At 62.0% G+C, this 8,744-nt stretch carries 9 protein-coding genes; 4 read left to right on the plus strand and 5 right to left on the minus strand.

All coding sequences use genetic code 11. The features are described 5' to 3' along the window. Positions 1–3 precede the first annotated feature (3 nt). Positions 4–444 (plus strand): TadE/TadG family type IV pilus assembly protein, encoded by a 441-nt coding sequence (locus ACW9I6_RS16330; protein WP_457339535.1) that lies wholly within the window; start codon positions 4–6, stop codon positions 442–444. Beyond that, positions 441–3,188, plus strand: a complete 2,748-nt coding sequence (locus tag ACW9I6_RS16335; RefSeq protein WP_457339536.1) for a PAS domain-containing sensor histidine kinase — start codon at positions 441–443, stop codon at positions 3,186–3,188. The genes ACW9I6_RS16330 and ACW9I6_RS16335 overlap by 4 nt, the downstream gene beginning before the upstream one ends. On the opposite strand, the gene ACW9I6_RS16340 is transcribed toward ACW9I6_RS16335, so the two are convergent. The 5 genes from ACW9I6_RS16340 to ACW9I6_RS16360 form a co-directional block, all read right to left on the minus strand. Further along, positions 3,185–5,206: a pilus assembly protein TadG-related protein gene (locus ACW9I6_RS16340; protein WP_457339537.1), complete on the minus strand. Its 2,022-nt coding sequence runs from the start codon at positions 5,204–5,206 to the stop codon at positions 3,185–3,187. The two genes, ACW9I6_RS16335 and ACW9I6_RS16340, sit on opposite strands and share 4 nt — an antisense overlap. 129 nt (positions 5,207–5,335) lie before the next feature. After that, entirely contained in the window at positions 5,336–5,893 is a 558-nt protein-coding gene (locus ACW9I6_RS16345; RefSeq protein WP_003212927.1) for a DUF4136 domain-containing protein, read from the minus strand. 45 nt (positions 5,894–5,938) lie between these two features. Continuing rightward, the gene (locus ACW9I6_RS16350) at positions 5,939–6,544 is read right to left on the minus strand and encodes a DUF4136 domain-containing protein (RefSeq protein ID WP_008439011.1); all 606 of its coding nucleotides are present in this window, start codon (positions 6,542–6,544) and stop codon (positions 5,939–5,941) included. A 24-nt stretch (positions 6,545–6,568) separates the two neighbouring features. Continuing rightward, on the minus strand, positions 6,569–7,318 hold the full coding sequence (locus ACW9I6_RS16355) for a methyltransferase domain-containing protein (protein ID WP_076017967.1): 750 nt from the start codon (positions 7,316–7,318) through the stop codon (positions 6,569–6,571). Further along, positions 7,315–7,620, minus strand: a complete 306-nt coding sequence (locus ACW9I6_RS16360) for a MazG-like family protein (protein ID WP_087693104.1) — start codon at positions 7,618–7,620, stop codon at positions 7,315–7,317. The genes ACW9I6_RS16355 and ACW9I6_RS16360 overlap by 4 nt, the downstream gene beginning before the upstream one ends. Positions 7,621–7,782: 162 nt before the next feature. On the opposite strand from ACW9I6_RS16360, the gene ACW9I6_RS16365 reads away from it, so the two are divergent. Both ACW9I6_RS16365 and ACW9I6_RS16370 read left to right on the plus strand, forming a co-directional pair. After that, positions 7,783–8,073, plus strand: coding sequence for a hypothetical protein (locus tag ACW9I6_RS16365; RefSeq protein WP_003212934.1), 291 nt, complete (start codon positions 7,783–7,785; stop codon positions 8,071–8,073). Between the two features lie 294 nt (positions 8,074–8,367). After that, positions 8,368–8,670: a DUF6124 family protein gene (locus ACW9I6_RS16370; RefSeq protein WP_023659366.1), complete on the plus strand. Its 303-nt coding sequence runs from the start codon at positions 8,368–8,370 to the stop codon at positions 8,668–8,670. Positions 8,671–8,744 lie beyond the last annotated feature (74 nt).

Consider the following 8,744-nt stretch of genomic DNA (forward strand, 5'->3'; position numbering starts at 1 on the left):
GTCATGAAAAAAGGCCTCGCTAAAAAGCAAAAAGGTGCCGCCGCGCTGGAGTTCGCGATGGTCTTCATGATTTTTTTTGCCATTTTTTATGGCCTGGTCAGCTACAGCTTGCCGTTATTGCTGATGCAGTCCTTTACCCAGGCCGCCGCCGAAGGCGTAAGACGTAGCGTCGCGCTGGACCCCGCCACGCCTGGCTACGTCACGGCACTGCCGCTGCAGGCCGTCAGTGCGGCGCAGGCACAACTGGCGTGGATCCCCTCCCAGTTCAAATTCCTTCCCGGGTACGTGACGGCCGTCTACAACTCGTCAGGCGTGTTGACGGTGTACATCAACTACCCGACGTCCAGCCTCCAAAGTGTGCTGCCGTTCCTGGTACTGCCAGGCATCGGTACCGTCCCCGCCCTGCCTCCCACGCTGTCTGCCCAGTCGAGCATGCAGTTTTGACCTCAGGCGATAAACTCTTCGGCCGCCTGCTCGGACGTGGCAACCAGCTGCCTGCTGACGCACCGGCAGCGATCCCGGCAACCGCCGCGTTGTTGTTTTACCTGGACGCCCAGGGCCGCGTAATGGATGTCCATGGCCCGCTTCGCCATCGACTCGAACACCCCGCTGCGCAACAGCAACAGGCACCCTCGCTGCTCGACTACCTCACTGCGGCGAGCCGCCTGGTGATCGAGGGCACGCCCAGCGACTGGCAGGGGCAAAGCCTGGACCTGGAGCTCAAGGGGCTCGCCGGGCAAACCCTGCATACCCGTGGCTGGGTTCAACCCGAAGGCAAGGGCTGGCTCCTGCAATTGCTGGACATTGGCGACCTGATTGCCCATCGCCAACTCACCCAGGTGCGCGAACACAATCAACGGGTGAGCGACCAGATCAGCGAGCAACTGCGGGTCTGCAGCCTGGTGCGCCTGCCCGAAGTACTGCAAGACACTCTGCAGGCTATTTCCCAGCACTGGCACATCCCCTGCGTCGCCATCGCCTTGCTGGATGAGCAGGGCCAGGCGTGGTGCATCGAGGGCTGTTACACCGCCCACGATGCGCCGGTACTCTGGAGCAACGGCCAAGCCCTGGGCTCCAGCCTCGACAGCCTGGGCGGCACGGCGCCAGTGAGCCTGGAGGTAAACCGTGGCCACAGCGAACACCCACGCCTGCAAGGCCTGTTTGGCAATACCGATGGTTTTCTGGTGCCCTACCGCGACGGCCTGGGCGTGGGCGCATGGCTGCTGTGCGGGGTGTATCACCGCCAGGAACACACCAGCGACCGTGACTGGTTGCAACTGACCGCCGCCCTCGCGGCACCGCTGCTCGGCCGCCTGCGCGAACTGCGCCATCAACAGCAACTGGAACGCCTCGACGCGCTGCAAGGATTGCTCGGCACCGGCTGGTGGGAGCTGTCCCCACACACTGAAGACCTCGAACTCGCCCCACCGCTGCTGCACACCCTGAGCCAAGGCGAGGCCATCACACAGCTATCGCTACCCATGTGGCTCAAGCTGATTCACCCTGCCGACCGGGAAGAACTCGCCAGCCGCCTGCAAGACCTGAAGACCCTGGGCAAACCGCTATCCACCAGCGTGCGCCTGCAACGTGCCGACGCGGCGCTTAACCCCATCTGGTATCGCGTGCAAGGGCAAGCGTTGGGCTCGGGTGAGCATCGCCGCCTGGTGGGCTTCATGCTCGACATCAGCGACATAAAAAACCAGGAGCAACAGGCCGCCGCCGCCCACGCACGCCTGGATAACCTGATCGCCAGTTCCCCGGCTGTGATCTATGTGCAGCGCTACGTCGAGGGCACGCTGCAACCGGTGTTCTTCAGCGACAGCTTGCTGCCGCTGCTTGGCCGCACCCTGGCCGACTTCACCCCGGCGACGCTGAACCAGTGGATCCACCCCGAAGACCGCGACCTCTACTTCGACCGTACCCGCCAACTGCTGCGCGAAGGCAGCGTGCGCAGTCGCTACCGGGTGCTCGACACACAGGGCAATTACCACTGGCTGCTGGATGAAGCCCGGCTGCTGCGCGACGACCTCGGGTTGCCCGTGGAAGCCGTGGGCCTGTGGCTGGATGTGACCGAGACGACCCTGGCGGCGCAACGGGTCAAGGAAAGCGAGGAGCGCTATCGAATCCTCGTGGAAGACTCCCCGGCCATGATCTGCCGCTACCTTCCGGACCTGACCCTGACCTTCGGCAACACGCCCCTGGCCAACTACATGGAATGCCTGCCTGGACAGCTGCCGGGCATGAACCTCAGCCAGTGGTTGTCCGAAGAACAACGCGAGGCATTTGTGCAGCGCATCCGGCAGTTGACCCCGGAGTTCCCCGTGAGCACCGCCGAAATCAGCCTGCAACTGCCGGGGCGCACACATGCCTGGTGGGTGTGGTCGGACCGGGGCGTGTTCGACGAACAGGGCCAGTTGCAGGAAGTGCAGGCCGTGGGCCGCGACAACACCGAAGTGCGCCGCTCCCAGCAGCAACTGACCCAAAGCGCCAAAATGGCCACCCTCGGCGAAATGGCCACCGGCCTGGCCCACGAGATCAACCAGCCGTTGAATGTGATGCGCATGGCCATCGTCAACGTGCTCAAGCGCTTGAGCAACGGCGATGCACAGATCGACTACCTGACGGAAAAACTCCAGCGTATCGACTCCCAGGTCCAGCGCGCAGCCCGCGTGGTAGACCACATGCGGGTGTTCGGCCGCCGCTCGGAAGTCGAACAGCAGCCCTTCAACCCGGCGCAGGCGGTGGAAGGCACCTTGTCGCTGCTCACGGAAAGCCTGCGTGGCAAAGGCATAGAACTGCGGGTGACGCAGACGGACATTGCGGTGCAGGTCAAAGGCTACGTCGACCAGCTGGAGCAGGTGCTGATCAACCTGATGGTCAACGCCCGCGATGCCCTGCTGAGCAAACGCGAACACGACCGCGACCTGCAACCGTGGATCTCGGTGCAGATCGAGCAGGACAGCCGCCACGTACGCATCTGGGTCGAGGACAACGGCGGCGGGATTGACCCGCGGCTGCTGGAGCGGATTTTCGAGCCGTTCTTCACCACCAAGCCGATTGGCGTGGGCACCGGCCTGGGGTTGTCGGTGAGCTACGGCATTGTCGAGAACATGGGCGGCCGGTTGAGCGTCGCCAACAGCGAGCATGGGGCGAAGTTCTGTGTGGAGTTGCCGGTGGTTGAAGCCTAATTCACCAGGGCCGCTTGCCCATGGGGCCGGCAACTGAGATTGGCGCCCACTTCCACCGCGTTCAGGTTAACCCCAAGGTTCGACAACAGGCTGTTCACCACCGGGTCCAGAATAGGGCTGAGCACTCCGCCAATCACGGTGCCCAAGGTGCTGTTGAGCCCGTTGAGCACTGTGCCCGCCGTCGTCAATAACCCTCCCAGCAGATTGAACCCCGTTGGCTTGTAGACCTGGAACTGGATACCGCTCAACGCGTTACTGATCGCGCTGAGAAGGCTGGCTGTCGATGAGGCGTAGTACTGCGGCGGCAGGTTGATTTCCGGCGGCTGGAGGTACGTGTGGGGGGGCAAGGCACTTGTCGCAGCGCCCACCGGACTGTTGACGCTCAAGCCCAGGCCGCCCCCGTAAAACGGTTTGCGGGTAGACGGATCACAAGTGGTAGGCCCCAGGCCCAGCAAGGGTTTGAAACAGGTAATGGATCCGATATCCACCACCGGCACTGGAGGAATCGGATTAAGGGTGGTGTTGCTGTTGAACGCGTTGATCAGTTGCGGGCTCTGGCCAATTTGCACGGTAACGATCGAGGCATTGGTCTGGGTGGTCAGGGTCTTGGTAGCGTCGCTGACGCAGGTAAATCCGGTGACATAGCTTTCAGCCGTGCCCAGTTGAAGGACCACATCTATCCTGGCGGCCGGCGGGTTTGAGGATGACGACAGCACCTGCAAATTCGTCATCTGGCAATAACCACCCAGTACACACAGCACCGAACTGATGGTTCCTCCCAGGTTCAAGCTCAACAAGTTGTTCAAAACGTCCGAAAGCGGCCCGACCAAGCCGTTCAGGGCGGCCTGCACCGCGGGAGAATCCAGCGGTGGCAACCCTAACGTCAGGCCGACGCTGATCTGAGCCGTTTTTACGTAAATGCGGGTTGCTGAAGTTTTATCCACGGCAAACCGCGGATCGCCAATAGCGGACAACTGCGGTGGCTGAATCACCTTGACCTGAACACCTGCATTCACCAAGCCCGGAATATTCACCGGGATGGTCGCCACCACCCCGTTCTTGGTATTGGCCAATTGCACAAAGGCTTCGGCCAGCTGGAACACATTCAGGCTGGTGTTCAGCCCCGCCGACACCGCCCCCGTTTGCAGCTGCAGCAGGCTGCCCAGGGTGACATCAAGGTTGCCGATTATCGCGTTGATACTGGTAAGACCGCTGACCGCCACGCTGGCCGTATTGCCTCCGGCACTGAGCACCGTAACGGCTGCGTCGACCAGTTGACTGATCTTGACCGTCTTGGTCAGCAGTTGATCGTAGGCTCCGGCCGTGACGCCCACGTTCAACGCCAACTGGTTGAGGTAGCTGAGCAAGTTGATGTTGGTGTCTACCAGGCCCTGCCAGCCTGCCACGCTCAGGTTCAGTGAGCCGCCCAAGAGTTGGCCGAACAACAGGTTCAGTGCTGCTGATTTGCTCGAGTCCACGGTGACCAGGGTCGATTTGATCGTCAGTTGCGCCTGAGGCGGCAGGATCTTCGGCGCCGCCACCGCGACGGCAGACAACTGGGTGTTGAAGTTATAGCCGCTACCACTGAACAACGCCCAGACCCCCCCGGCAACGCTGGTCATGATCGGGCGCGAGGCAGTCACCTGGATGGCATCGGTCTTGGTCGCGTCTGCGGAGAACACCCGCTGGTTGGTGGCGCCGGTGGTCAGCACGCCGCATTTCACTATCAGGGCGTTTGCTGGCGGGATGACATAACCGTTGCGCACTGCGCTGGCACCGGCATAGGTGGGCGCGGTATTGGTGGCGGGCAGGCAATCCCCCTTACGCTGCACTGCCTCCAGTGCCGCCATATCGGCAATCCCCTGCAACTGGCGTTTTTCCAGGTACAAACGGCTGCTATCAACCACCAGCAACATGAATACCAGCACCATGCCCAGGGTCAAGACCGCCACCAAGCCAACCGCACCGCGCTGCCTTGCAGGCCCGGCGTGGTGACCGGAACGAAGTCGAAGAGACATCGAGCACTCCTTTGCCGGCACACTGCCGAGCGCTTACTCTCCTGTGTTGCTTGGGAGTGTAGTCAAGAGCGGCGGGGGCTGCAGGCCAGTCGCCATAGATCGACGACTGGCGGAGGGCTGATCAGGCGATCAATGCGGCGGGTAGTTGGAAAGCACCTTGGTCACCGTGGCACGAATAGCGGCACTGCGGTCTTGGGGTTCAGGCGAACTGGCGAGGATCTGCTCATCGCTGCCACGCCACACCAGCTTGCCATCCTTGCCGTCGAGCAAGTCAATCTGGATGGTCGCGACCTTGTAGGTGATGTTGCGGGTTTCGTTATACATCGGCGCGCCCCAGTATCCATTCCACGGGCCGCCCCACGCGCCGCCGTAATTGGTGGTGACTTGTTGCTGGCGGTCCTCGACGATCAGGTAGGTCTGCACATTCAGGTCAGCCTTGGTGCCCGGCGCCGCAGGACGCAGGCCACGCTGGTCGAGCTGCTCGCCCACGGCCTGGCGGATGCGCTGTTCGGTGAGGTCACTCTTGATCCGCGGGTCATCCGGGCGGTATTGCAGCGCGGGTTCTTTCCAGCTCCAGCTGCGGTAGGCGCCAAAGTCCCGGCTGGCGTCGAAATCATGGTTGACCTGGCTGGTCTGGCAACCGCCCAGCAACACAACAACAGCAAGTGCAGCAATACGACGAAGCATGGTTTTTCTCCAAAAGACAATCCGGGCCTGAGATGAGAATAGCTGCTAACTGGGTGGGTAGGCAGTCATTGCCTTTTGCATCGCCTCACGCAGCGAGTCGGCGCGCTCGCTGAGGCTGCCCTGGCTCGTGGTTTCGGCGCTGGTGCTCCATACCGGCTGGCGGGTGCGCGCGTCGAACAGGCTGATGCGCGCCACGGCCACCGTCACTTCATAAGTGCGTACCACCGGCACCGTGTTGTACATGCCGTAGCCGTTGCCGTAGCGGTTATAACCGCCGTAACCATAGCCATAGTCGTCCTGGACCTGGCGCAGGCGTTTTTCCAGGCGCACGTCGGCGCTTACCAGCAGGTCGGGGGCGCGGTTGTCATGCAAGGGGCGCAGGCCGCGCTGGTCGAGGGCGCCGCTGACCGCCTCGGCAATCTGCGCCGAATCCGCCCAGGCCGAGCCCGCCGGCAGCTGGTTGTTGAGCCAGGCCCAACTGCGGTAGGCGCCGTAGTCGCGCACCGGCGCCGGGTAGGCGCTGGCATCAAAGGTGTTGGCCGCCTGGGCAGGCGCCGGCGGCATCGGGGCAGACGCCGCCACATACGGGTTGGGGCTTTGGCAACCCGCCAGGCCCAGGCCCAGCAGGATCAGTCCAAGACAGCGCTTCATTTCGACCTCCGCAGACTGGGCCGCTTAAACCGGACGGCAGATCCAGTGCAAATAACGCCCAAGTCCGGCAAAGCTTGGGTGACGACGGTGTGCGAGCTCCATCTCCAACAAATCCTGCAACTCGGCGCGGGCCTGGAATTCCACCGGCATATAGTCGTGGAACACCCGCACGCCACTTTGGGTTTCGACCTGCCACAGGCCCTCTAGTTGCGTCGCCAACTCCCGTGGGTCCAGGGGTTGTTGCGGCGTGAGGCTCTGCTTTTCACCGGCCATGTCGTTCTTGCGCATTTTGCGGAAGTGGCCTTTGAGCAGGTTGCGGTAAATCAAGGCGTCGCGATTGTAGAAGGCCAGGGACAGCCAGCCACCGGGCGCGGTCAACTGGTGCAACACCGGCAGGATCGCATGGGGTTCGGCCAGCCATTCCAGCACGGCGTGGCACAGCACCAGGTCATAGGGTTCGGTGAGCTGGCCCAGCAGGTCTTGCCAGGGGGCTTGAATGAACGTGGCTGTCTGCCCGGCTTCGGCGAAACGCTGGCGCGCGCCTTCGAGCATCGGCTCGGCGGGTTCGGCCAGGGTTACATCGTGGCCGCGCTCGGCCAGCCACAGCGACATATGGCCCAGCCCCGCGCCGATATCCAGTACCCGCAACGGGCGGTCCGGCAGCGCTTCAATCAGGTCGGCCTGCAGCACCGCCAGGCGAATCGCGCCCTTGGCACCGCCGTAGATCTTCTCGGCAAAGCGGGTGGCCAACTGGTCGAAATGACGGTCGCTCATTTGGCAAATCGCCGTTCGCTGTCGGCCAGCTTGGCCTTTACCACCTGATCCATGTCCAACCCCAATTCACTGCACAACAGCAGCAGGTACAGCACGATGTCACCGACTTCCTGGCCGGCATGGGCGAGTTTGTCGGCGGGCAACTGGCGCGACTGGTCTTCGCTCAACCACTGGAATATCTCCACCAGCTCGGCCATTTCAACGCTGGCGGCCATGGCCAGGTTCTTGGGGCTGTGGAACTGCTTCCAGTCGTTGGTATCGCGGATGCGGTGCAGGCGTTCGGTGAGGTGATCGAGGTTCATGGGGGGCTCCTGAAGGTGTATAGCTTCGGGCGCAAGCCGCGCGAAGGCAAGTGAATCCCTGCGGCCCGTAAACCTCTATGCTAGAAGGGAACTAGCTTGGGCCAATAACGAACAAAGGCTCAGGTTCGGCAGCTACGCCCACCGTCTTATCAGGACACACACATGCAAACAGACTTTTTCGGATGGCTGGGTCTCAAGATCGGCCAGATCATCCACTTTATCGTCGAGTTGTTCAGCGGGCTGTTCAATACCCTGTCCCACGCGGGCGGCGACTTTGTCGACGGGCTGTCCAGATCCTTGGGGATGGACACCTCGATCATCAGCATCCTCATGCTGATTATCGGCTTGATGCTGTTGTACTCGGCGGTGCGCGCGTTTATGCGGGCTTCGATCATCATGGGGATTATCTGGTTGATGCTCGGGCTGTGGGTGCTCAGCTGGGTGGTGCATTAATAAAGGGCCAGCAGGGTAAATCCCTTTAATTTGAGGGACGTTTCCGAGACAATCTTTCGGCCTTGTGCCTGTTGGGATGGGTGGCTAGTCTTCGGCCCTTCACTGCATATCAGTGATCGGGTTTAGTCGCCCGGAATTAGTGAGCGCAAGTTGTCGCCATGCTTCATGGCGGCTGTGCGCAGGGCACCTTCGGGTGCGCCGGGTTCCACTAGCCGGTCGACTAACCTGCGTACAGCCGCCACCCTCGTTTAGTCGCGCGGGTGTCAGCTCCTTACCTTCTAGTGGAGTTACACCATGCATAAGCTCGTCCCCGATCCACCCAGCGACCTCCTCAACGACCGCGCCGCCTTCAATCGCGCGCTCGAACATTACCTGCCATCCCAAGGCTTCCACACCATCAACGAAGACCTGAGCTTCGAAGATTCCCTGCTCTACACCGCCAGCCTGCTGAGCAGCGCCTCGGCCACTGCGCTTGATTGCGGCGAACTGCTGGAAAGCCCGCAGCGCGCGAAGATCCTGGCCGTTTGGCACTTGCTGGAAATTGCCAAGACCACCGTCGACCGCTCCATCGAATGCCTGCACCCGCGCAAAACCTGACACTACGCGGTCAAAAATGTGGGAGCGGGCTTGCTCGCGAAAGCGGTGGATCAGCCAATACATCCGGCGACTGA

The organism is Pseudomonas sp. SDO5522_S412, from assembly GCF_054071215.1.

Excerpts from the sequence above, each read along its gene's own strand:
- ACW9I6_RS16350 (WP_008439011.1), bottom strand. The coding sequence starts at position 6,544 with ATGAAGCGCTGTCTTGGACTGATCCTGCTGGGCCTGGGCCTGGCGGGT.
- ACW9I6_RS16355 (WP_076017967.1), bottom strand. The coding sequence starts at position 7,318 with ATGAGCGACCGTCATTTCGACCAGTTGGCCACCCGCTTTGCCGAGAAG.
- ACW9I6_RS16370 (WP_023659366.1), top strand. The coding sequence starts at position 8,368 with ATGCATAAGCTCGTCCCCGATCCACCCAGCGACCTCCTCAACGACCGC.
- ACW9I6_RS16340 (WP_457339537.1), bottom strand. The coding sequence starts at position 5,206 with ATGTCTCTTCGACTTCGTTCCGGTCACCACGCCGGGCCTGCAAGGCAG.
- ACW9I6_RS16345 (WP_003212927.1), bottom strand. The coding sequence starts at position 5,893 with ATGCTTCGTCGTATTGCTGCACTTGCTGTTGTTGTGTTGCTGGGCGGT.
- ACW9I6_RS16360 (WP_087693104.1), bottom strand. The coding sequence starts at position 7,620 with ATGAACCTCGATCACCTCACCGAACGCCTGCACCGCATCCGCGATACC.
- ACW9I6_RS16330 (WP_457339535.1), top strand. The coding sequence starts at position 4 with ATGAAAAAAGGCCTCGCTAAAAAGCAAAAAGGTGCCGCCGCGCTGGAG.
- ACW9I6_RS16365 (WP_003212934.1), top strand. The coding sequence starts at position 7,783 with ATGCAAACAGACTTTTTCGGATGGCTGGGTCTCAAGATCGGCCAGATC.